This window comes from Martelella mediterranea DSM 17316 (genome assembly GCF_002043005.1).
GTDB classification, from domain to species: domain Bacteria; phylum Pseudomonadota; class Alphaproteobacteria; order Rhizobiales; family Rhizobiaceae; genus Martelella; species Martelella mediterranea.
This window is the reverse complement of sequence record NZ_CP020330.1, coordinates 3,051,604-3,075,041: the sequence shown is the minus strand read 5'-3', so window position 1 is coordinate 3,075,041 and position 23,438 is coordinate 3,051,604. Positions and strand designations below refer to the sequence as shown.

The following is a 23,438-nucleotide window of genomic DNA, read 5'->3' as shown; positions in this document are numbered from 1 at the left end:
GATGCAAGCAGGATGAATGCCATGCGCCTTGTCTATAAATTCAAACCGCAAAGCAGTGGGTCAAGCCCGGTACCGCTCCGGCGGCCAGTTGTCCGAGGGCATCGGAGCGTTTGACAGGTCCGTGATCAACGTCGCGAGGCTTTGCGCGGTATACTCCAGCAGCGCCCTGCCCTTATCGGCCGTTGCCCGGCTCGCATTGCCGGTCACGCCGTCAGAGTTGAGGTCCTGCGCCTTCCATCCCAGGCCGCCGACGCGCCCACCGCCGGGATTGGCGGAAAGCTGCCCGGTTCTTGCTTCGATTTCATCGACCGATGACGGAAAGTCGCCAAGGTTTTTTGTCACGACAAGTTCCGGATGCAGCGCCAGCATCAGCGACGTTTCGATATCGCCGCCGTGAAAGCCGGTGCGGATCTCGTCCTCGGTGAAAAGCCCGTCGGGATAGCCGGCATCGAACCAGGTGGCATAGGCGCCCAGAACGTTGTGGCGCACACGCTGGTCGAGCGCGACGGCGGCGAGCAGCCCCGACTGTCCGCCATGGCTGTTGAAGATCAGGATTCGGTTCAGCCCAGTGGAGCGCACCGCGCAGTCGAGCACCCGCGTCCAGGACTGCATCAGATCGGGTGCGGGATGGGCGAGCGAACCGGCATAATCGAGATGTTCCTGCGACGCGCCAACCGGCTGTAACGGCAGGACCACGGCGGGGATATCGTCGCCGAGCCTCTCAAGCGCGGCTGCGACGATGCCGTTGTTGATAAGGCAATCGGTTCCGACCGGCAGATGCGGGCCATGTTGCTCGGTCGCCCCGACGGGCAGTACCGCAACGGTGTTTTTCGGCAGCACCGCATGTTCCGGCGATGTCATCTCCAGCCAGTAGCGTTTCATACCTGCTCCCCTGCAATCACCTGTGCATTGAATTTTGCCAGCCCCTCGGCAATGCGCGCGAAATCAAGCCCGTTGACGCTCGATACCTCCTCGATCAGCGCAGCGGGAATGCTTTCCGCGCCGTTCCAGGCGGCGGCAACCGAACCGGCGATCATCGCGATCGTATCGCTGTCATTGCCGCCATTGACGGCTGCGACGATCGCTTGCCACGGGTCGCCATCCGCAGCGACGACGAGCCCGAAAGCATGCGGCACGGCTTCCGCCATGGCAACGCCATTGCCGATCACCTCGATCAGCTCTGCCCGCGCCGCCTCGAGATCCGCCTTGTAGCGGAGACCGACCTCGAAGGCGATCTCGATGCGGCGCAATACGCCCGCGCCGCCAACGATGCGGCCGCTGCGGCGCGCCTCAGCCTCGCCCTGCCGCGCGCCTTCGATCGCCGCCTCGGAAACCGTCATTGATCGGTCGCCCGAAAGGCCAACGGCAATCGCGCCCGCGACGGCGGAAGCGCCGGCATAGGCGATCTGGGTATTGTGCGTCGGCGCCGACATCAGGCAGGCGAGCCTGACAGCTTCGGAAAGATTGCCAGCCGCCGCACAGCCCGCTGTCGGCGCGCGCATGGCGCCGCCGTTTGACGTGCCGAACATGCAGGAATAGACCTCCGGGGTGGCAACGGCTTCTGCGGGCGCGCCGGCGCGCATCGCCTCCACGGCAATGCGGGTCGTCGGGCCGGCAAAGCGCTGGAACATTTCCTCGTCATGCGACCAGTCGATGAAACCGGCAATCGCATCGGCGGAGACCGGCGGGCGATCAAGCCCGATAATCCGTCTGGCCATCGCCAGCATCTGCGTGGCGTCATCCGTCAGCCGGCCCGGCGCGAGCCCCCTGGCGAAGGGCGATTTCTCCGGGGGCGTGCGAAAGGTCGTTACCGGCCCGCCGAAAACCCGGACGATTTCATCCGGGTGCATGCATTCGGTGGCGGCGCCCAGCGCATCGGCGACACAGGCGGCCGACAATACGGCCTCGATTGCTTTCGACGTGGTTGCCATTTTCTACAGTCTTTCCTTCATCTTTTCTTTCACTAGCGCCTCGGCGGCTGCACCATCGCACCGTCCCGTTTCCAGGAAATGCGCGGCGGCGGCCGTGCCGAAGACCAGCGCCGCGCCAAACCGGCGTCCGCGCCGCATGGCCGTGGCAAGGCCGGCCAGAAACACATCGCCTGCGCCGGTCGTGTTGCTCGGCGTGACCCTGAACGCCCCGACGCGATGAACCGCACCGCCGTCGATTGCGACCAGCCCCTCCGAGCCGAGCGTGACGACCGCCTTACAGCGACCATCGGCGGCCAGGAAACGCGCAAGCTCTTCAGCGGCTTCATTGATCGGTCGCTCATTGCCGGTGCGCGCCATCCACGCTTCCAGAACCTGCCGGTTGGTTACCACCAGCGAGGCGAAGGGAAGGATGTTTTCCATCGCCTGCCAGCCCCAGCGCTCGATTTCCGGCAGTTCAAGATCAATCATCCGGTCGATGCCCTTTCCCGCCGCACGGTCGAACATGCGCGCCACGGCTTCCGGATGGAAGAAGTTGGACACAACCGTGTCATCCGCCTGCAGCGTCACCGTGTCGCCGATCACCGCCAGCGTTTCCACGGGCACCGGATCAATCAGGATCGCCTTCTCGCCGGTGTGGTCAACGATGATGGTGGCGGACGCGGTTGCACTGTCGGCCTTGACGTCAACGGCCTCGGTGCTCATGTCGCGTTCGGCGAGCCACTGCATCAGGATCGCGCCCTCGCCGTCATCGCCGATGGTCGAGACCAGCCGGGCATCCTCGCCAAGCCGGCTCAGCGCCCAGGCACAGTTGAGCGGCGGCCCGCCGGCACGCTCTTCCTTCTCCTTGATGAAGGCCTTTTCATCATGGCCGGGCAGGTCATCGACGCTCAAGACCCGGTCGAGCACGAGCGGGCCGAGACAATAGACGGCGCCACTCATGGAAGCGCCACCTTCGCGCCGGTTACGGGATCAAACAGCAGCGGCTCGGCCTCATCGATGCGGATATGCGCCGCCTTGCCGAATGCCGGCGGACGCGCTCGCGTCGGCACGGCAATACGATGTTCGCCGAGCGCAACATGCACCAGCCAGGAGCCGCCGATATATTCGCTGGAATGCACCTCGCCGGTAATTGTCAGCGGCCCGGACTCGTCGGCGAAGGAGAGCCGGTCAGACCTCAAGCCGAGCAGAACCGGCTTTCCGTTCTGCCGGTCGATGGCCGCGGCGAGCGACCTTGACGGGGCAAATGCCGTGCCGCCAATGCCGTAGCCCCTGGCTGTCTTTTCCACCGGCAACAGGATCGCCGGCGGGTTGCCGACGAAGGTTGCCACAAAAGCCGATGCGGGATGCTCGTAGATCACCTCGGGCGTGTCGTGCTGCAGCACATAGCCATTGGCCATCACCGCCACGCGGTCGGCCATGCTCATCGCCTCTTCCTGGTCGTGGGTGACCATCACCGTGGTGAGCCCGATGCGCTCATGCAACTCGCGGATATCGACGCGCACGCTTTTTCTGAGCACCGCATCGAGATTGGAGAGCGGCTCGTCAAGCAGCAGCAGTTTCGGGCGGATCACCAGCGCGCGGGCAAGGGCAACGCGCTGCTGCTGGCCGCCGGAAAGCGCGTTGGGCATGCGGGCGGAAAGTCCGTCAAGCTTGACGAGATCGAGCGCCTCCGCCACGCGCCGATCGGCCTCGTCTCCCTTGATGCCGCGCATATCGAGGCCGAAACGGATATTGGCGTCGACCGTCATGTGCGGAAAAAGCGCATAGGACTGGAAGACAATGCCGATATCGCGCCTGTAGGTGGGGATTGCGTCCAGCCCCTCGCCCGCAAGCGCCATCTGCCCTTGGGTGGCCTTTTCAAGACCGGCGATGATCTTCAAGAGCGTGGTCTTGCCGCAGCCGGAGGGGCCGAGCAGCGCCAGGAACTCGCCCTTGCGCACATTGAGCGACACGCTCTTCAGCGCCGGTTCGCCGCTGCCATACTTCTTCATCACCTTCTGGATTACCAGATGGTCGGGTGCGCGCGGCTCAGGCATCAGCGTCCTCCCGGAAAAGTCGCGCAAGGGCGGAAAGGCCGACCGTTATCGCGGCCGTCTGGCCGGAGCCCGACTTGTGCAATTCGCCGGTTACCACGTTGTCGCCGACCGAGCAGACCGCCCCGCCGCGACGGCCGTAGAGGCTGCAGAGCGTCAGGATCGCGGCAGCCTCGCGGTCGGTATTGAGCACGCCGGCGCGGCTCCAGTAATCGATGATCTGCTTGTGGTCTTCCTGCAGATAGCCGCCCGGCCCCGGCTTGCCCCAGCCGCAATATTCGCTGTCGCCCGAACGGGTAATGCCGATGTGATAGGGATGACCGACCTGATCGGCCGCCTCCTTCATCGCGCTCACCACCTGCCAGTCGGCAACGGCCGGGTATTCGGCGCGCACATGGGCTTTGGTCATGCCTTCGTCGCGCACGGCGCCAGACGAGATCACGATATCGCCGACGCCGACCTTCGGGCTCCATGCGCCGCAGCCGCCAATGCGGATGACTGTGGTGCAATCTGTGAAGTTGAAGAGATCCATCAGCGCAAGCTCCGCCTCGGGCGAGCCGGAGCCGCCGGAAACGATCGAGACCGGCGCGCCTTCATAGGTGCCGGTCACCGTGGTGAAGAGGCCGGTCCTGGCTGCGACTTCGCCATTGTCGAGAGCGGCGGCAAGGGAATCTTCCTCCGCGCCGTCCCCGACGACCAGCGGATCCTTGACGGCGAGCACCACATAAGGAGCGATACGATCGCGTTTGAAGCCGGTGAGCAGCGGCACGCCGGCGCGCACGAAATGCGGCATGGTTTTGAGATAGCGGTATTCTTCAGACATTATTCGATCTTTCTCAAAGACGGCGTGACCATTTGAACATGAATTCGCCGATCAGCGCGGCGACAAGGATAAAAGCGACGATCGCCGAACCGATGGCAAGCGTGATCGGATCGATGCCCTGGCTGCGAAGCTGGGCGTAAAGCCTGACCGGAAAGGTGATCCAGCGCGCACCCGCGATCAGCGAGGAAACGATCACATCGTTGAACGAGATCAGCACGGAGAAGGCGGCGGAAGAGACAAGTCCCGGCATGGCAAGCGGCAGCGTGATGCGCCGGACCACACGTCCGGGAGAGGCGCCAAGCGTGGCGGCGGCCTGTTCCAGCAGCGGATCGAGATCGGCAAAGGTCGAGACCATGATGCGCACGGAAAACGGCATGGTGATCACCGCATGGGCAAGCACCAGCGCCGGCAGCGTGCCGGACATGCCAAGTTTCGAATAGATCTGCAGAAGCGCAATCGCCCACACGATCAACGGCAGCACCAGCGGCGTCATCAGGATCGCTTCGACGATCCGTCCGCCGGCAGGCTTGTAACGCACCAGCGCAAAGGCTGCCATCGCGCCGAAGAGTACGGCGATAAAGCCTGCAAGCACCGCGACCAGCAGTGAGACCGACAGCGCGCTTCTATATTCCCGGCTTTCGATGGCCGCCTCATACCAGCGGAGCGAATAGGAATTCGGCGGAAAGCGGAAGAAGCTCGCATCGTCGAAGGACGCAAAGATCAGCACCGCGATCGGCGCCAAAAGGAAGACGAAGGCGAGGACGGTCCAGACAAAGCGGGCCGAAACGGCAAAGCCATAGGTTTTCATGCGGGCCTCCGGGCGAGCCGTTTCGCGGCAAGCGAGCCGATGGCAAGGCCAAGCCCGAGAATTGCCAGCATGACCACGGCGACGGTCGAAGCAAAAGGCCAGTCAAGCACCAGCGATGCCTGCTGATAGGCCATGGTGCCGAAGGTCGCGATCTTGCCCTGGCCGAGGATCTGCGGCGTGACGAAGGAGGTCAGCGAGGCGCAGAACACCAGCACGGAGCCTGCTATGATGCCCGGCGCGATCAGCGGCAGGATGACCCGGCGCCACACGATGAGTGTCGGCGCGCCAAGCGTTTCGGCCGCCGCCTCCACATCCTTCGGCAGGCGGGAGAGCGCATTGACGAGCGGCAGCAGCATCAGCGGCAGGAAGGCCTGCACCAGGCCGATGATGACGCCCGGCGCCGTGCCGAGAAATTTGACGCTGCGGGTAATCAGCCCGAGGTCCTTCAGGATGGAGTTGACGACGCCGAGAGGCCCCAGAAGATGCAGCATGCCGAGCGTGGGCAGAAGCGCGCCGGAGACGAGCGGCACCAGAATGAGCGCAAGCAGCAGGCCCTTGGCGCGACCGGCGCTGACGGCAATCTGGCGCGCCATTGGCAGTGCGATGACAAGCGAAATGAGGGTGGCCGCAGCGCTCATCCAAATGGTTCGGAAAAACACCTCGGCAAAATAGCTGTCGGAAACCAGTCTGGCATAATTGGCCGCCGAAAATCCCTCCGCCATCAACAGCGAACCTTCCCCTTGCACCCTGAAACTGGTGACGAACAGCCACAGGAAGGGAAGCAGAAAGACGATGCCCGACAGAATAAGTGCCGGCATCAGCAGCATGAGCGCCCGTTTGTTCATCGAAATCACATCTACCGGATTGCAGCATCACCGAAAGGGTGAACGCCGCCGCGTCGGTTACGGCGCGGCGGCAATGATCGCGACGCTTACTGTTCGAGCAGTTCCTTGTTCCAGCGCTGGGTCCAGTCGCTGCGCTGCTCAATGACATACGGCCAGTCAAGCTGCACCAGGCTTTCGACCTCTTCCGGCGTGTCGATCACGTCTGCCGAAGCTTCTTCCGAGAGCTCGACTTGCGAATTGGTCGGGCCAAAGAATATCTGCTCGGCATAATCGGTCTGGTTTGCAACGCCGAGTGCCTTTTCCGCGAACATCTTGGCAAGCTCAGGCTCGGGGCTGTCCTTCACCAGGCACAGCATGTCCCGCACCAGAACCGGGCCGGGCTCGGTCGGGAAGGAGAAGCCGATATCGGGATGTTCCTTCAGCGCCGACAGAACGTAACCGGAGATCATCGGCGCCATGGCCACTTCGCCGACATCCATCATGGCGAAGACTTCATCGAGATTGGTATAGGTCATCGCAATCGGCTTCAGGCCCTGAAGCTTTTCAAAAGCGGCATCGGGATCATGCTCATCGGCGCCGGCAAGGCGTGCCGCGACGCCGATCAGGCCATCGCCTTCCGAGCCCGGATACTGGGCAACGGCGATCATGCCGTTATATTCCGGATCCCACATATCCTCCCATTCCGGGGCTTCCGGAACGATATTCTTGTTGTAGGCGATGCCGAGGCCGACCAGAGACATGGCGTAGCAGCCATTGTTCATGCCGTCCCAGATCGCCTTGTACATGTCGCTTTCCGGATCCGGCGGCAGCACGATACCATCGGAAAGCGCCTGCGGAGCCTCGTACATATTGAGGAATGCGACATCCATGGTCGGATTGTCCTTTTCCGCATAGATGCGGGCCATGCGGTCGCCCGTGCCGCCGAGAACGAATTCGACGGATGCGCCCGTTTCCTCTTCGATCGGCTCGGCGACGTTTTCGCGCAGCAGGCGCTCGATATCGCCGCCCCACACGCCGACGACGAGCGTGTGGCCGGAATAGTCGTCAGCGGCAAAGGCGCCGGCGGCAGGCAGAACGATGGTGCCGGCAAGAAGGGCTGTGCTCAGTTTCTTCAGCATGATGTTCCAATTCCCCTTGTTTATCTGTTTGGCTGGAACCCGGATCGCGGACAACTGAACCGCTTGCCGGATATCAAGAAGAGGTCCGAGGAAAACCGGCTCTCTCGAAACCGATTAAACGGCAGGAATTGACGTTTCATAAGCCCCGTGACCCCAATAGACTCTATTGGTTCCCGCTAATGGCTTCGGGCGAAGTTTCACTTGATGGAAGGGGTGTGAATTCGCTTATCTGTTTGGCAACCCGGCGCAATAATCTCCTGAACCACTGATTGCCGGGCGAGAGATGCGACCGTTCATGCCACAGCGTGTAAAAGCTCATCCGGGCCAGTTCCTCCGGCGCGCCGACAATCGAAAAGGCGCCAGACTGCGCCATCTGCTCGGCAAAGGGGCGGCTGCTGGTGAACACCAGATCAGTGCGCGCCAGCATGTGTGGCACAAGCGTGAACTCGGCAACCGACATGGCGATCTCGCGCTTGGCATCGAGCTGGGCAAGCTGTCCGTCGATCGGGCTGATAGCCGGGCTCGTATGCGGCGTCGGCGAGAGATGGTCGAGGCTCAGATATTCCTGAAGGTCGATGCGGGAGCGGCCTGCAAGCGGGTGTTCGTTGCGCATCACCAGAACAATGTCGGTTTCGAGCAGCGGCGCAAACCGCAGGTAGTCGCGCGGCATCGGCCAGTTGCCGATCACGAGATCCAGCTTGCCCTCCTCAAGCTCGGTAAATATCCGGGATTCCTCGGGTATCGCGCAGAAATCGAGCGGCATGTTGGGCGCTTCGCGGCGCACCAGTTCGCCGATGCGCGGCATGAAGAAGGTGCCGAGACAATTGGCGGCGTAGACGCGGAAGCGGCGGTTGTAGCTTGCCGGGTCGAACGTATCCTCGGAGATGGCGAGCGCGTCGATCTCGCGCAGGATACTGGAGACCTGCGCGCGCAGCGCGATGCCCTTTTCAGTCGGGATCAGCTTCACGCCGGAGCGCACCAGAAGCGGATCGCCGAGAATTTCGCGAAGCCGCTTCAGCGCGAGCGAAACGGAAGGCTGGCTCTGGCCAAGGATCGTGGCGGTTTTCGAAACGCTGCACTCGTCAAGCAGCACATCGAGAATGCGCATCAGGCGCAGGTCGAGACCGTGGTCTCCGGCTGGTGTGGCCAAAACGTTGTTCCTTTCACAAGGTTTCCGTCTGGCCGGATCGCTCCCACCACAAGCGGTCCGACCGGCGCAATTTCATCCCCGGCAAATACCCAAGCAATTTTCATGCCGCCTGACCAAAAGCGGCAGGCAAACGGAGTAAAGCATGGCAATCCTGATCAAGAACGGCCTCGTCATCAACCAGAAAACCGGCGCACACAGCTTTGCGACCGGCGATGTGCTGATCGACGGTGACCGGATAATAGGCAAAGGCGGTGATCTTTCGGCACGCGCCGCCGCCTTTCAGGACCTTCAGGTGATCGATGCCTCTGACAAGCTGGTCATGCCCGGCTTCATCGATGCCCATATGCATTCCAATGAAGGCTTCGAGATGGGCCGGTATGACAATTTACCGCTGGAAATCTGGCTTTCGGAGGTCTACCCGCCCTTGGGGTCGCCGGCGATGACCTGGCGCGAGCATTATCTCAGAGCCATGCTGGTCGCGATCATTTCGCTGCGCTCCGGCGTCACCACGCTGCAGGACGATGTGATCAACATTTCCGGCACGCCGGAAGCCGTTGACGCGACGGCGAGCGCTTTCCGCGATGTGGGGCTGCGCGGCTGGATCACCGCCTCGATGTGGGATGAAAGCTATTGCAACAGCCTGCCCTTCATGGGCGATCTCATGCCCGCCGAAATGAAGGCACGGCTCGATGCCATGCCCGCGCCCGACTGGAAGGAGCAGATCGCGCTGTTCGAGGAGCTTTCCGGTAAATGGCACGGCAAGGACAATATCCGCATCATCCTCGGCCCCTGCGGCCCGCAGCGTTGCTCGAAAAGGCTTTTGCAGGAATGCGCGGACCTTTCGCAAGCGCGCGATCTGCCGGTCCACTGCCACGTTCTGGAAACCAAGACCCAGGCCGTGACCGGCGAGGAGAAATATGGCCGCACGCTGGTGCAATTCCTGAAGGACATGGGCCTGATGACCCATCGGCTGACCATGAACCATGCGATCTGGCTGACCGACGAAGACATTGCAATGATGGGCGCGGCCAACTGCTCGACGACGCACAACCCGCTCGCCAATCTGAAACTCGGCTCCGGCGTTTCACCGGTGCGGCGGATGATGAATGCCGGCGTCAATGTCGCGCTCGGCTGCGACGGCGTGGCCTCTGCCGATACCGCCGACATCTTCGTCGCCTTCAAGGCAGCCGCCGGCCTGCACAAGATCGGCAGTTTCGACTACAATGACTGGATCTCGGCGCATGAGGTCTACGACATGGCGACCACGTCTGCCGCGCGCTCCAGCCTGATGGAAAAGGAGGTCGGCACGCTGGAAGAAGGCATGCTTGCCGACATCATCCTGATGGACAGGACGGACTGGGGCTTCATGCCGCTGCATGACCCGATCAAGAAGATTGCCTTTTCGGTCAATTCCGATGTCGTTACCCATTCGATCGTCGGCGGAAACCTGGTGATGGAAGACCGCAAACTCACAAGGGTAAACGAGAACGATCTGCGTGGCGAAATCGCCGAAGCGGCCGCCAGGTTCGAACGCGACCATTGCCCGGAAATGAGCAGGGGCGCAGCCGAAGTTCGGCCTTATCTCGACCAGATGTACGACAAGGCGACAACGCGCGAGATAGGCCTTTATCCACGCGTGAAGGTGTAGGAGCAAGGAGAGCGGCCATGACCTCCGTCGCCATCATCGGCGCTTCCGGCATGATCGGCGCCAATCTTGCCCGGACGCTGATTGCAAGGGGCAGGCTTGGCAGGAAAAGCATTGATGCTCTCATCCTCTCCGACATCCGCAAGAGCGATATCGGTGGCACCGACACGCAATGGGTGACGGGGGATGCGGCGGATTTCGAAACGATCAACCGTGTCGTGGCGTCCCGGCCGGATGTGATCTTCCACGTGGCCGCGACGGCCATGGGCCAGGCCGACAGCAATTTCGCCATCGGCTATCACATCAATTTCGATACGGTGCGGACAACCGTCGAGGCGATCCGGCTTTCAGGCGACGACTATTGTCCGCGCCTCGTTCATGCTTCGTCAATCGGCGTCTATGGCGCACCTTTTCCAGCACTGATCTATGATGCGTCCACGCCCCGGCCGGACAGTTCCTACGGCACGCAGAAGCTGATGAGCGAGGCAATCATCGCCGATTATTCGCGCATGGGCTTTGTCGACGGCATCTGCCTGCGCCTGCCGACAATTGCAGTGAGGCCCGGCGAAGCCACCCACGGTAATTCCGGCTTCTTTTCCAACATCATCCGCGAACCGCTGGAAGGGCGCCGCGCGCTTCTGCCCGCCTCAGACGATGTGCGCCATTGGCTGGCCTCGCCGGAAACGGCGGTTGCCCAGCTCATCCACGCGGCAAATATCGAGGGCCGGATCCCCGCTTATGCGCGGGCGCTGGTGATGCCCGGCGTGCCGCTGACCGTCGAGGCGCTGCTTTCAGCGCTTGCAGAACGGGCAGGAGACGACATCTTGTCGCTGATCGACCGCACCGATCCGCCGGTCTACGGGCCGCAGAATTTTCCCGCCTGTTTTGCAGCCGAAGCAGCCCGAAAACTCGGCTTCCCGCTGCTGGAGGAAAAGGCCTCGGATTTCATCGACGGTTTTCTCAGGACGCATTATCCGGCCTGAGAGACATCAGTCCACAAGCGCCAGACCATCCGCGCGCGGATCAGTTGCGGCTTCCATCAACCCGTTGTCGTGCAGCACGACTGCGCCTGCGTGACCGGCGGCATCGCTGTAGGCGGGCAGCATCTCGACCTCGTGGCCGGCCTCTTTCAGCGCCGTCACGAGTGCCGGATCAAACCGATCCTCAAGCTTCAGCGTCGTGGTCTCCTCCCCCCAGGTGCGGCCGAGCAACCAGCGCGGCGCGGTAATGGCGGCCTGCAAATCCTGGCCGAACTGCACGTGGCGCGAAAACAGAGCGGCCTGTGTCTGCGGCTGGCCCTCCCCGCCCATCGTACCATAGGCCATCACGCGGCCATCCTTCAGATGCGCAAGCGCGGGGTTGAGCGTATGGAACGGACGTTTTCCAGGCGCAAGCTGGTTGGGGCCGGGCGAAAGCGAGAAGCCGGCGCCGCGGTTCTGGAAGAAAACCCCGGTCTCGGGACAGGTGAGGCCGGAGCCGAATTCCCAGTAGACGCTCTGGATAAAGGAGACGACATTGCCGTAGCGATCCGCCGCTCCCATCCAGATCGTATCGCCATCGGCAGGCTCATAGGGCCATGGCAAGGCCGTCTTCATGTCGATTTTCGCGGCAAGCGCATCGAGACGATCATCGGCAAGCCAGGCTTGGGCGGGTTCGGCCATGAAATCCGGATCGCCGAGCCCGGCATTGCGGATGATGAAGGCCTGTTTCGTGGCTTCGACCAAGCCATGGAGGTGATCAAATCCTTCGGCCTCTCCGACGCCGAGCCGATCAAACAAGGCCAGGATCATCAGCGAGGCGACCCCCTGGGTCGGCGGGGTCATGTTCATCAGCCTTCCATGCGCGGTCTCGACATGAAGCGGGTCGACCATGCTCGCCTGATAGGCAGTGAAATCCCGGAAGCGCAGCGGCGAGCCGTTCTCCTCAAGGAAGGCCGTATGGGTGCGGGCGAGTTCACCGGAATAGTAGGAAGACAATCCTTCCGCTGCGAGCGCCCGCAAAGTCGCCGCCAGCGGCTTCTGGCAAAGTCGCGCCCCGGCCCTGGGCACCTCGCCATCGATAAGGAATGTTCCGGCAAAGCCCTCAACATCGCGCAGGCCTTCAAGTTTTTCAGCCGTGCACAAAGACTGGTTACCGGTCACCGCAATGCCGTTTTCGGCATAACCGATCGCCGAAGAAAGAAGCGTTTCGAGCGGCAGGCGCTTTTCTTCCGGCACCAAAGACAGCGCCTTTTCCCAGCCGCCAACCGTACCCGGAACCGTAAGGGCGGCAAGGGCTCCGCGCGTCGGCATCGCGTCGGCGAAACCGCGCGTTCCATACCATTCCGGCGTTGCCAGGCGGGCTGCCTGCCCGCATGCGGAAATGCCTGTTACCTTGTGGCCGGATCGGTGGATCAACCAGAAGCCGTCGCCGCCAATGCCGTTCATATGAGGATAGGTGACGGCAATCGTGGCCGCCGCGGAGACCATGGCCTCGATCGCAGTGCCGCCGGAGCGCAAGATGTCGCGGCCTGCCAGGGCTGCCGCAGCGTGGGGTGCGGAAAACGCCCCGTCAAAGCCTTTCGCGGTATGAAGCATGATGCCCTCAGATGAAGCGTTTCGCCGTTTCGATCAACAGCCTGTCGCTGCCGGGTGCCGCGACCAGCGAAAGCCCAAGCGGCGAGCCCTGGCTTGCCGCAAGCGGAATGGACACTTGCGGCAGGCCGCCATGGCCGGCGATCGCCAGCATCGAAAGCGCGCGACTGCGGAAGGTCTCGATGATGTCATTGCCATCGGTAAGAAGCGGCGCGGGTCCCGGTGACGTCGGGTAGACCATGATGATGCCCGGCGACAACACCCTGCCCAGATGTGCGCGAAACGCGGCGCGCTTTTTCTTCGCCGCCTCGAATTCCTCCGGCGTAATTTTTGCCGCCATCGCGAAGCGCTCGCGGATACCGGGGCCGAATTCCGGCTCGCGCTTTTCGATCCAGGACCCGAAATGCTGCCACACCTCATAGCCCTGATGAGTGCGGAAAACCGGCAGTAATTCCTTCAGGTCGCCGCCCGGAAGCAGCGGGCTGTCGTTGCGATCGCCCTTCGGCAGCGCCGATTTCAGGGCCGCCGCCGCCGCATCCTCGCACAGCCGCCAGACATCGGCGGGATAAACCAGCCGGACATCCTCATCGGCGCTTTGCCCATCGGCAAAGATTTCACCGAGGAGGGACAGCGTTTCCAGTTCGCGGGTCAGAAAGCCCGGCACGTCGTAGCTTTCTGCGAGCGGCAAGAGCCCCTCGCCCGACACAAGCCCATGGGTCGGCCGCCAGCCGAAAAGCCCGCAGAAGGAGGCCGGAAGCCGCACCGACCCGCCTGTATCGGAGCCAAGCCCGATATCGGCCAGCCCCGATGCGACCGCAGAGGCCGAGCCCGAGGATGAGCCGCCCGGGACGCGCGAGGGCGCGGCCGGGTTTTCCGGCGTGCCGAACCGGGCATTCATCCCCATCAGGCTATAGGCGAGTTCATCCATATGAACCTTGCCGACAAGGGCCGCGCCATTTTCGAGAAGGGTCTGCACCGCCGCCGCATGATGCGCGGCGGGAGTCTGATCTTCCGCCCATTCGGGGTTGCCGCCGCCGGTGACAGTGCCCGCGATGTCGAAATTGTCCTTGACCGCGACGGTGAGCCCCGAAAGCAGATCTGTAGCTGGCGTCTCCGCGGTGACCGGAGGTTCAAAACGTTCGACAAAGGGACCGATGGACTGCGTCATGAAGCTTGTCCGATAATGGAGGAACAGTGGCTGGAGCATGCACGCGCCGCGCTGAAAACGCAACGCGAAGCGCACGCCCGAAATTCAGGGATGCTGCCCGGCAAACGGCCTCAATGGGAATTGCCCATCAGCGATACATGGGCGGCGGCAACCTTCCAGCCGGAAGCAGTGCGAATCCATGTCTGGCTTTGCCGCCCCCGAACGGCGGCACCCGGCCGCTGGAATTCGAGATCGCAGACCGCGCAGTCCCTGCCGAAGGTGGTAATCTGGCGGCGAATGACCTCACGCTGAGGCGAGCCGCCCGACCTGCCTTTGCGGAACTCGCGGATTTCGGCAATGCCATAGAGATTCTCGCCGACGCCATAGCGCAACGTCTGCTCGCTTTCCCAGAACAGCGCATCCAGCGTATCGAGATCGTTTTCCATCAGCGCCTTTTCATAAAGATCACAGAGTTTGGTGACCTCCTCCAGAACGTCCGAAAGATTGACCGGCTGAACCGCCGCATCCTTGTCTTGCTGTGTCATGCGCGAACTCGCGAAAGGCCGGCGACGATATCGTCCGAGGAACAGACAAAGCCGAAGCACTGGCGGGTGTTGTAAAGGGTCGCATCCATGCAGAATTGCGGCGATGTGGTCGCCGCGCAATCCTCCACCAGCAGACAGTCATAGCCGAGAAAACTGGCGTCCTGAAGCGTGCACAGAACGCACTGGTCGGCGTTTACCCCGGCAAACAGCACGGTCGTCACGCCGAGATTGCGCAATATGCTGTCGAGTTCGGTGTCCTGAAAGCCGGACATGCGGAACTTGTCGACCGCGATATCGGTTTCGGCGATTTCCAGTTCGTCGACGACGGCGGCTGCCCAACTGTCCTTTTCCAGCACATTGGCCCCATTGGGCAATGGATCGCCGATCCCGGTTTCCCTGCCCGTCGGCTTGTAGACATGGAGCGTTGACGGCGGCAGGTTGGCCTTGTCCGGGCGGTTGCCCCAGTTGAGCCAGACGACCGGAACTTCGGCTTCACGCAGGCCTGGCAGAAGCCGGTTGAGTGACGCGATCGGCCTGCGCGCCGGCGTCACATCGACCCCGATGCCGGCAAGCCAGCCTTCGGGATGGCAGAAGTCATTCTGCATGTCGATGATCACGATGGCCGTGCGGTTGAGATCGAGAACGACCTCGCGGTCGCCGTCCTTCACGACAAGCGGTCGCGGCGCGGGCTGGGGCCGGATCATGTCCACCCGGCCCGCGGAAACCTGCCAGCGGTTCAGCCGCGAGGGGCCGAGCGGCAGGGCATCGGCGTCTTCCTGCATCAGGCCGCCTTCCCGGTGAGCACCTTCAGGTCTTCCTCGTCGAGCGACACGCGCTCGCCGGAACGGATCAGCTCGGCAAAGTCCTGGTTCGGCGTCATCACCGTCAGCGTATAAAGCTTGGAGGAGCCGGTATTCCTGACGACATGCTCGGAGCCCGGACGCAGCATCAGCGCGTCGCCCTTCCTGATCGGCATTTCCTCGCCATCGCTGGAGGCCATGCCCTCCCCTTCGATCACATAGAAGAATTCATGGGCATGGCTGTGCTCGTTCGGGGGCGTCGCGCCGCCGACGGTGAAGATCTCGATGACGAAGATGTTGTCGATCCCGTCCTTCTCCGGATCGAAGAGGATCGCGAAATAATTGGTGTCGGTTGGCGCGATCTTGAAGACCTCGGCCTTTTCAACCTGTTCGAACGCATAGGTGAGCATGGAACCCTCTGGAGTTCTTTTCTGAAGATAGGGGCCGGCATGAGCGGCGCGGAGCATTTCAAGGTGGTGGGAGACCTTAATGGACCGCTCATGCCGGAACCGAAGGCTGAAACCACCGCTTTGCTGGGGAAAAACGCTTTACGGTCGCCACAAGTGCCTTCAGCACTGAGACCATGTTGTGTCAGTTTTTGTCACTTTAAAAGCATTTATTTTTGCATATGATGTTGCCTCTAAGGCAACAAAGGAAAATGCCATGCTGCATGGCCGACTGCTCAATTATCTCGACGAAGTTGCCCGCACCGGCTCCGTGCGCAAGACGGCTGAGCGGCTGAATGTTTCGGCGTCGGCCATCTCCCGCCAGATCGCCGCCCTCGAAGAGGCGCTCGACACCCAGCTTTTCGACCGCAGCCGGCGGCGTCTGACACTGACGGCGGCGGGCGAAATTCTCATTGGCCATGTGCGCGAGACGCTGAAGGGCATGAACCGCGCCGAAGCGATGATGGAGGACTTGAAAGGCCTGCGCCGCGGCGTTGTGACGATCGCGCTGATGAGCGGGCTGGCCGCCAATCTCCTGCCGCGCGCCGTCGGCCGGTTCCAGCGCGCCAATCCCGGCGTCAGCGTGCGTATGATACTGATGACCACCGGTGACGATATCCGCAATGCGGTGCGCGCCGGCGAGGCGGATATGGGCCTCGGCTTCGATTTTCCCTCGGATGCGGATATCAGCGTTCTGGAGATCGCGATCGGCCGGCTCGGGATCGCGGTGGCGCCCGATCATCCGCTGGCGCGCTCCACCAGCGTGCGCCTTTCCGAATGCGTCGGCTATCCGGTCGCCGGCGCGGACCAGACCACGGCGATCCGACCCCATATCGAACAGGTGTTTGCGCGCTCCAACCTGCAGATATCGTTTGCGGTCGAGGCCAACTCGATCGAGATGATGCGGCATCTGGCGATGAGCGAAGGTTACCTCACCTTCCTGACGCCCTTCGATATCGCATTCGAAAGCCGCATGGGCCGCCTCGTCTATGTGCCGGTCCGGGAGTTCCAGTCCGATACCCAGCAATTGATGCTGATCGGCGGCCGCCGCAACATCTCCGCGATTGCCAGCGTATTCGTGGAGAATATCAGGACGGTGATGCGGGAGATGGCCGACTGACCGGCCGACCGAAACCGACCGGTGAGTTTGAAGCATCGGCCGATCATGACTGACCGCCCGATGCTCGTGTCTAACGTGCGTAGAGCCTGTCCAGCCGGACGAAGCGGCCGACGATGGCAAGCAGCGCAACCGTCAGCAGGATCAGTACGGAGGACAGCGCATGCGCCGTTGGCCTCAGCTCGAACGAGGCTTCGGCGTAGAGGCGCACCGGCAGCGTCGTCAGGCGGGCGGTGGTGAGGAAGCTCGTGACCGTCACCTCGTCGAAGCTCAGCAGAAAGCCGACGATCGAGGTGGCGAACAGGCCGGGCGCCAGCCCCGGAACGATTACCAGCAGGAAGCGCTTCCAGGCGTTCGCCCCGAGGCTGGCGGCGGCCTCTTCCTGCGCCTCGTCCAGCCCGATCACCGATGCCGTCAGAAGCGTGATGGCAAAGGGCAGGATGACCACCACATGGATCGCCACCAGACCGATGAAGGGCGGCACGGCCACATAGATCTGCAACAGCTTCAGCATGCCGACGCCGAGCGCCACATGCGGCAGCGTCAACGGCAGCAGCCAGAAGGCGAGCAGCGCCGAGCGGCCCCGGAAGGGGAAACGCGCCAGCGCGAAGGCCGCCGGCACGGCGATGATCAGTGATACGGCAAGCGCCGCGAGCGCCACCTTGACCGAGACGATGAAGGAATCCGTGTAGTAGCCGGAAACAAAAACCTCGTGATACCAGCGCAGCGTGAAACCGCGGAAGCCTGCGGCGGTTGCCAGTTCCACATCATTGAAGCTCTGCACGAAGACGAGGCCGAGCGGCAGCAGAAGCAGGATCACGGCGGCGGCAAACAGCAGCCAGGAGACGATGGGCCCGGTGAAATTGACGACCGGCTCGACAAAGCGCGGCAGCGCGATCGGCCGGCTCTTGCCGCCGTACCGCCAGGTCATCAGCCGGTTGAGCGCGAGCGTTGCCAGCACGGCGAAAAGCAGGCCGGTCACCGTCATCACCAGCGCCAAAGCTGCGGCAAGCGAGGTGTTGAGGTTGTGCATGGCCTCCTGCAGCACCAGCATGCCGGTGGTCCAGACCTTCTTGCCGCCCAGCATCGTGGCCGAGACATAGGAGGTCGACGACAGCAGGAAGACCACGATCGTGCCGGATTTCAGCCCCGGCAGGGACAACGGAAGATCAACCGTGAGGAAGCGGATCGCGGGCGAGGCGCCGAGACTTTCAGCCGCCTCGTGCACGCGCGGCGATGTGTTCTGCAGATTGTCGTAGAGCGCCAGCACCATGAAGGGCATGTATACCTGGGTGAGCGCCACGATCACCGCGCCATGATTGAACAGCATGGTCTTGACGGGGGGAATGCCGAACCAGCCGGTTACGATGTTGATAAGCCCTTCCGGCGACAGCAGCAGAATAATGCCGAGCGAGCGCACGACCACATTGGTCAGAAGCGGAATGAGAACGATGGCAAAGGCAAAGGCGCGGTATTTGCCGGGCATGCGCGACAGCCAGTAGGCCACGGGATAACCGAGCAGCGCTGAGGCAATGGTCACGGCGAGCGAAAGCCAGATCGTCTCGAAAACCACCCGATAGTAGAAACCGTCGGTGGCAATATCGATGAATTGCTGCAGCGAGGGCGACTGGATCAGCGGTCCGAACGGATCGGAATATTCATGCAGCGACAGGAATATCACCGCGACCAGCGGTGCGGCAAAAGCGATCAGGAGCCAGATGGTGACCGGCGCTGAAAGCGCCGGTCCAAGCCATTTCCTCATCCGGCGATCTCCCGGTCGTAGATGGACTGCCATTTGTTGCGGTTGGCATTGATGTAGTCCCAGTCGAAGTCGACCAGCGTGTCGATTTCATCCGGCATGATCAGCTTGCTCTGGAGGTCGGCCGGGATATCGACATTGTCGACGGTCGGCGAATAGTAGATCTCCTTGGCATAGGCGAGCATGACTTCCGGCGACAGGTGCAGGTTGACCCATTCTTCCGCAAGCTTCTGGTTCCTGGTGCCCTCGGTGATGCAGGCAACGTTCATGGCCAGCGCCTTGCCTTCTTCCGGATCGGCAAGGGCGAAATCGGGATTGCGTTCCTCGATGTATTTTTCGCAGAAGCTGCCGAATTCGACCGAAAGATCGGCGATGTCCTGGTCGAACATGTCGAAAAGCTGCGCCTGACTGCCCTGGATGGCGGCAAACGGCTTCAGTTCCTTGACCTTGTCGAAGCCTTCCGGCGCCATCTTGGTCTGGTCGCCGAACCAGGAAAGCGTCGACATCATCAGCGCGGAAATGCCTTCGGCGCCGAGGCCGTTCGGCCAGGCGATGCGGCCCTGCCATTCCGGCTTCCACATGTCCTTCCAGGACGTGATCGGGGCGGATGCCTTGGTCTTGTTGTAGACGATGGTGCAGGGATTGATGGCAACGCCGTAACCGCCCTTCTTGGCGATCGGGTAGAGATACTGGGCGTTTTCAACGGCATCGGTCGCCGGCTGGGTGACGCCATCCTTCACGGCCTGACGGCTTTCGAAAATGTTGAGGTAGAGGACGTCGAAGCTCGGACGGCCGCGTTCGGCATAGGCGCGGGCGCGGCGCTCGACGGTGCCGCCCAGCACGTAGGAGATCTTGCAGCCGTATTTGTCGACCAGCACCGGCTCGATATACTCCTTGACGATCTTTTCCTGGGTGCCGCCCCAGATGCCGACGACGAGCTCATCACCCGGCTTCGGGTCCGGCGTCTGGGCCCGGACGAAGGAATAGGGAGCGGCAAGCGAGGCGGCCCCGCCCAGAATGAGTTTGTTGAAGGAACGTCTCTTGATGTTCATGTCAGCTGTTCTCCTGGTTTTATGTTTTTGTCAGATAAAGGTGGTCCCGCCCGGTTCGGCGGTGACCTGGCATGCTGTTCCCACCGGCGGCGGCGGCGTGTCGGAGGGAACGACAAGCCGGATCATGCCGCAGGCGGCCTGGATATCGGCCTCATAGGTCTCGCCAAGATAGGCTGCGTTGACGAGCGTTCCTGAAACCGAAAGCGGGGAATTTCCTTCGCCGAAGCGCAGGCGCGAGGCGCGCAGCACCAGTTTGGTGGCCTTTTCCGGCGCACCGGCGCAGGTGATGCCGGGGGCGGAAAACATACCGTTTTCCACCTTGCCGTCGATCACCGTGCGGTGGCCGAGGAAGGTTGCGGTAAACGGGCTTCTGGGCTGATCGCAAAGGGCAAGCGGCGTGCCGATCTCGCTCATCACGCCCTTGCTCATCACCGCCACCCGGTCCGACATCGAAAGCGCTTCGGATTGGTCGTGGGTGACGAAAATGGTGGTGATGCCGAGGCGCTGCTGCAGCGAGCGGATCTCGTTGCGCATATCGGCCCTGAGGTTGGCGTCGAGATTGGAGAGCGGTTCATCCAGAAGCAGCACATCCGGCTCGATCACCAGCGCGCGGGCAAGGGCGACGCGCTGCTGCTGGCCGCCGGAAAGCTGGCCGGGATAGCGATCGGCATAGGGGCTGAGGCCGACGGTTTCCAGAGTTTTCGCCGCCCGCTCCCGCCACTCGGCGCGCGAGGCATTGCGCATCCTGAGGCCGAAACCGACATTGTCGATCACGGTCAGATGCGGAAACAGCGCATAGGACTGGAACACGACGCCGATATTGCGCTTATGCACCGGCTGGTGGCTGATGTCCTTGTCGTTGAGGATGATGCGACCGCCGGAGGGTTCGACGAAGCCCGCAATCATGCGCAGCGTCGTCGTCTTGCCGCAACCGGACGGGCCGAGCAGCGACAGAAGCTCGCCCTTGGGCACTTCGATCGTGAGGCCGGAAACGGCGGTAGTATCCCCGTAGGTCGCCGACACATTGTCGAGGGTGAGATAGGGCTTAGGCGCCATTGACGGTGTCCTCTTTCAGAACGGAAAGCACAAGACGGCTGGCCGCGTGACGGATCGCCAGCGTCAGCGGCTCCATCCCGTCGGCAGATGCCGGGTCCTGTGCGTGGAGAGAAAAGGCGGGCCAGGCGGCGGCCTGCAGCGACAGGCGGAGGCTAAAGCCCGCCGGTACTGTGACATAAGCCGCTCTGAGGCCGACGCTCACCGGCGCACCCGTGTTTTTTGTCCGGGTTATGCCGGTCTGGATCACATTTACGCGTCCGGTGGGGGTGACCAGAGAGAGTGTTGCAACGAGATCGAAGACCGGCGCTTCAGTAGCGATGGCGAGGTCGGCCCTGACGGGCCCGCAAAGGGTGAAGTCCTGCGCAAAGGGCGCTGTGGTATAGACGGCGACGTCGGAACGGTCGTCGCTCGCCACCCGATCGGCGAAGCCTGACGGTTCGCCCATATGACCGCCGACAAGCGGCGCCGGGCGGAAGGGATCACTGACGAGAACATCCTCGCCATCCGCATCGTCCTCCAGCGTGTCGGCAAGCCGGCCATCATTCGCAAGCGTCGCGGCAAGCCCGCCGGAAGCGAGCGCCAGCGGTTTCTCCAGGGTCTCCGGCCAGTGGTCGAACGTCCTCCAGCGACGCTCCCCCATATCGAACAGCGTGAGAGCCGGCGGCGGATTGCCCCGATTCTTCAGGTAGAAATCGAAGAAGGCGATATTGGCGCGATCAACGGAATAGGTCTCCGCTTCCGGCATGCGCGATTGGCCGCTTGCGCCATTCCATGGCATATGCGCCCACGGGCCGATGACGAGATGCGCGGTCTCCGGCGAGGCCTTGCGAAAGGCCCGGTCGGCGGCAAGCGTGCCCTCCAGCATGAAATCATACCAGCCGCCGGTGTGCAGCACCGGGATATCCAGCGAAACGTCCTTCAGCAGGCGTTCCGGGGAGACCTGATCCCAATCGCTTTCGGCATTGTCGATCCAGCGCTTCAGGTGCGAAAGCGCCGGGCGTTCGGTGAGGTAGCGGGCCGTCTCCGGGAGGCCCTTGAGGGCGGAAAGTTCGGTATGGGTCTCGCGATCGCCATCATGGAGAGCCTTGAGCAAGGCCATCTGCTGCGCCCAGCCGACCATGCCGGCATAGCGCAATGCACCGCCCTCATAGGCCCAATCCCTATCAGGCGCGAAAGAGCCCATGGCCGGTGCCATGGCATCCACCTCCGCGCCGCCGGCAAGCGCCAGATACTGCGTGATCGCCTGATAGGAAAAGCCGTAAAGCCCGATCTTTCCGTTCGCGCCATCAAGACCCCTCGCCCACGCCACCGTTTCCGCGCCATCGCTCAATTCCTGACGCAGGCAGTCGAAATCGCCTTCAGACGCGCCCATGCCGCGCACATCCTGCACCACAACGACATAGCCGTGGCGGGCATACCAGGAGGGGTGTGCGAGAACGACGGTGGAGGCGATCTGCTTGCCATAGGGCTGGCGCATCAAAAGGACGGGCCACGGCCCCTCGCCCGCCGGCCGGTAGACATCCGCCGCCAGAGCAACACCGTCTTTCAGGGTGAGGCGCTCGATGCTCCTTGAGATCGCGGATGTCGGGTTTCGTGCCAGCAAGCGATCAGCCCTTGAACATGGTCTTCTGGGTGAGCCGTTCCATCGGGAAGGCGAGAACCTCCTCAGCCAGCGCAACAAGGCTTTGCGCCGAGCGCTCGACATGGATCCTGCCGCGCTCGGCGTCGGCTGCCGCCGCATTGCCGCAGGCGCCGGAGGGGTGCAGGTCCTGGGTCTGCCAGCCAAAGCCGATCCGCCCTTCCGCCGTCAGCACCTGATTGCCGCGCTCCATCTCGACGGACATGGGCTGGAAGTCATCGGCATACTGCATGTCGACCAGCTCGGGATGGAGATGAAGCATGGTCGAGGTTTCGGATTCGCCGCCATGAATGCCGTGTTTCAGCTCGTGCGCGCTGTAAAGATCGGCCTGGCTGGCACCGGCGGACACCCAGGACGAGACGGCGAACATGCCGCATTTGATCCTGAGTTCGCGGCAGACGATCTCCATCACCTGCGGCTGGCCGCCGTGGGAGTTGGCAAAGATGATCTTCCTGCAGCCGGCGCGCGCCACGCTCTCGCCGATCTCGAACCAGAGGCGAGCCAGAGTCTCGTAGGACAGTGTCAGCGTGCCGGGATATTCCAGATGCTCGACCGATTTGCCGACCGCCTGCATTGGCAGCACCAGAACCTTCATGTCATCCGGCATGATCTCGACGGCGCGGTTGATGATGCCGGCATTGATGGCGGAATCGACGCGAACGGGAAGATGCGGGCCATGCTGCTCGACGGCGGCCACCGGCAGGATCGCGACGAATTCCGACATGTCCATGTCGGTAAAGTCCTTGGTCGTATGATCCCACCACCAGTGCGATTTCAGCGGCATTTCCGAATTCCTTCCATCCGTGGTCCGGCCAAAGCTTCGCCGGCGGCACGAGCGGCAGGGCTCGGGCACGGCTGAACAACCGGACTAAGTTTTATGCAATTACGTTTTATGCCTACATTATGGTCATGCCGTTTGACATTCAACAATTCCACCTGGGCTTATAAGTG

At 62.4% G+C, this 23,438-nt stretch carries 22 protein-coding genes; 3 read left to right on the top strand and 19 right to left on the bottom strand.

Going from position 1 to position 23,438, the window contains the following annotated elements; all coding sequences use genetic code 11:
• Nucleotides 1–60: 60 nt before the first annotated feature.
• The 9 genes from Mame_RS14380 to Mame_RS14340 form a co-directional block, all read right to left on the bottom strand.
• Entirely contained in the window at nucleotides 61–882 is an 822-nt protein-coding gene (locus Mame_RS14380; protein WP_018063179.1) for a creatininase family protein, read from the bottom strand.
• Entirely contained in the window at nucleotides 879–1,931 is a 1,053-nt protein-coding gene (locus Mame_RS14375; RefSeq protein WP_018063178.1) for an ADP-ribosylglycohydrolase family protein, read from the bottom strand. The genes Mame_RS14380 and Mame_RS14375 overlap by 4 nt, the downstream gene beginning before the upstream one ends.
• Nucleotides 1,932–1,934: 3 nt before the next feature.
• Nucleotides 1,935–2,870, bottom strand: a complete 936-nt coding sequence (locus tag Mame_RS14370; protein ID WP_018063177.1) for a carbohydrate kinase family protein — start codon at nucleotides 2,868–2,870, stop codon at nucleotides 1,935–1,937.
• Complete coding sequence (locus tag Mame_RS14365) at nucleotides 2,867–3,967, bottom strand: ABC transporter ATP-binding protein (protein ID WP_018063176.1); 1,101 nt, start codon at nucleotides 3,965–3,967, stop codon at nucleotides 2,867–2,869. The genes Mame_RS14370 and Mame_RS14365 overlap by 4 nt, the downstream gene beginning before the upstream one ends.
• Nucleotides 3,960–4,787 (bottom strand): nucleoside phosphorylase, encoded by an 828-nt coding sequence (locus Mame_RS14360; RefSeq protein WP_018063175.1) that lies wholly within the window; start codon nucleotides 4,785–4,787, stop codon nucleotides 3,960–3,962. The genes Mame_RS14365 and Mame_RS14360 overlap by 8 nt, the downstream gene beginning before the upstream one ends.
• A gap of 13 nt (nucleotides 4,788–4,800) precedes the next feature.
• The gene (locus Mame_RS14355; RefSeq protein WP_018063174.1) at nucleotides 4,801–5,595 is read right to left on the bottom strand and encodes an ABC transporter permease; all 795 of its coding nucleotides are present in this window, start codon (nucleotides 5,593–5,595) and stop codon (nucleotides 4,801–4,803) included.
• Nucleotides 5,592–6,440: an ABC transporter permease gene (locus Mame_RS14350; RefSeq protein WP_155122120.1), complete on the bottom strand. Its 849-nt coding sequence runs from the start codon at nucleotides 6,438–6,440 to the stop codon at nucleotides 5,592–5,594. The genes Mame_RS14355 and Mame_RS14350 overlap by 4 nt, the downstream gene beginning before the upstream one ends.
• A gap of 86 nt (nucleotides 6,441–6,526) precedes the next feature.
• Entirely contained in the window at nucleotides 6,527–7,558 is a 1,032-nt protein-coding gene (locus Mame_RS14345) for an extracellular solute-binding protein (protein ID WP_018063172.1), read from the bottom strand.
• 163 nt (nucleotides 7,559–7,721) lie between these two features.
• Nucleotides 7,722–8,708: a LysR family transcriptional regulator gene (locus Mame_RS14340; RefSeq protein WP_155122119.1), complete on the bottom strand. Its 987-nt coding sequence runs from the start codon at nucleotides 8,706–8,708 to the stop codon at nucleotides 7,722–7,724.
• Nucleotides 8,709–8,850: 142 nt separating this feature from the next.
• Between Mame_RS14340 and Mame_RS14335 the strand changes: the two genes are divergently transcribed.
• Together Mame_RS14335 and Mame_RS14330 are read left to right on the top strand one after the other, a co-directional pair.
• A complete protein-coding gene (locus Mame_RS14335; RefSeq protein WP_018063170.1) occupies nucleotides 8,851–10,356 on the top strand; it encodes an amidohydrolase family protein in 1,506 nt (501 codons plus the stop codon).
• A 17-nt stretch (nucleotides 10,357–10,373) separates the two neighbouring features.
• Nucleotides 10,374–11,336 (top strand): NAD-dependent epimerase/dehydratase family protein, encoded by a 963-nt coding sequence (locus Mame_RS14330; protein WP_018063169.1) that lies wholly within the window; start codon nucleotides 10,374–10,376, stop codon nucleotides 11,334–11,336.
• Nucleotides 11,337–11,342: 6 nt separating this feature from the next.
• Here Mame_RS14330 and Mame_RS14325 read toward each other — a convergent pair whose 3' ends face one another.
• The 5 genes from Mame_RS14325 to Mame_RS14305 form a co-directional block, all read right to left on the bottom strand.
• Nucleotides 11,343–12,929, bottom strand: coding sequence for a gamma-glutamyltransferase family protein (locus Mame_RS14325; protein WP_018063168.1), 1,587 nt, complete (start codon nucleotides 12,927–12,929; stop codon nucleotides 11,343–11,345).
• A gap of 7 nt (nucleotides 12,930–12,936) precedes the next feature.
• Nucleotides 12,937–14,094, bottom strand: coding sequence for an amidase (locus Mame_RS14320; protein WP_018063167.1), 1,158 nt, complete (start codon nucleotides 14,092–14,094; stop codon nucleotides 12,937–12,939).
• A 110-nt stretch (nucleotides 14,095–14,204) separates the two neighbouring features.
• Nucleotides 14,205–14,618: an oxalurate catabolism protein HpxZ gene (gene hpxZ / locus Mame_RS14315; protein WP_018063166.1), complete on the bottom strand. Its 414-nt coding sequence runs from the start codon at nucleotides 14,616–14,618 to the stop codon at nucleotides 14,205–14,207.
• The gene (locus Mame_RS14310) at nucleotides 14,615–15,400 is read right to left on the bottom strand and encodes a cysteine hydrolase family protein (RefSeq protein WP_018063165.1); all 786 of its coding nucleotides are present in this window, start codon (nucleotides 15,398–15,400) and stop codon (nucleotides 14,615–14,617) included. Before Mame_RS14310 ends, hpxZ begins: the two co-directional genes overlap by 4 nt.
• On the bottom strand, nucleotides 15,400–15,828 hold the full coding sequence (locus tag Mame_RS14305; RefSeq protein WP_018063164.1) for a cupin domain-containing protein: 429 nt from the start codon (nucleotides 15,826–15,828) through the stop codon (nucleotides 15,400–15,402). The genes Mame_RS14310 and Mame_RS14305 overlap by 1 nt, the downstream gene beginning before the upstream one ends.
• Nucleotides 15,829–16,081: 253 nt before the next feature.
• Between Mame_RS14305 and Mame_RS14300 the strand changes: the two genes are divergently transcribed.
• Nucleotides 16,082–16,984 (top strand): LysR family transcriptional regulator, encoded by a 903-nt coding sequence (locus Mame_RS14300; RefSeq protein WP_018063163.1) that lies wholly within the window; start codon nucleotides 16,082–16,084, stop codon nucleotides 16,982–16,984.
• Nucleotides 16,985–17,054: 70 nt separating this feature from the next.
• Here Mame_RS14300 and Mame_RS14295 read toward each other — a convergent pair whose 3' ends face one another.
• The 5 genes from Mame_RS14295 to Mame_RS14275 are packed head-to-tail and all read right to left on the bottom strand — an operon-like array spanning nucleotide 17,055 to nucleotide 23,271.
• Entirely contained in the window at nucleotides 17,055–18,743 is a 1,689-nt protein-coding gene (locus Mame_RS14295) for an ABC transporter permease subunit (protein WP_018063162.1), read from the bottom strand.
• Nucleotides 18,740–19,792, bottom strand: coding sequence for an ABC transporter substrate-binding protein (locus Mame_RS14290; RefSeq protein ID WP_018063161.1), 1,053 nt, complete (start codon nucleotides 19,790–19,792; stop codon nucleotides 18,740–18,742). The genes Mame_RS14295 and Mame_RS14290 overlap by 4 nt, the downstream gene beginning before the upstream one ends.
• Before the next feature lie 30 nt (nucleotides 19,793–19,822).
• A complete protein-coding gene (locus tag Mame_RS14285) occupies nucleotides 19,823–20,848 on the bottom strand; it encodes an ABC transporter ATP-binding protein (protein WP_018063160.1) in 1,026 nt (341 codons plus the stop codon).
• Nucleotides 20,838–22,451: a CocE/NonD family hydrolase gene (locus Mame_RS14280; RefSeq protein WP_018063159.1), complete on the bottom strand. Its 1,614-nt coding sequence runs from the start codon at nucleotides 22,449–22,451 to the stop codon at nucleotides 20,838–20,840. Before Mame_RS14280 ends, Mame_RS14285 begins: the two co-directional genes overlap by 11 nt.
• A gap of 4 nt (nucleotides 22,452–22,455) precedes the next feature.
• A complete protein-coding gene (locus tag Mame_RS14275) occupies nucleotides 22,456–23,271 on the bottom strand; it encodes a creatininase family protein (RefSeq protein WP_018063158.1) in 816 nt (271 codons plus the stop codon).
• Nucleotides 23,272–23,438: the final 167 nt, after the last annotated feature.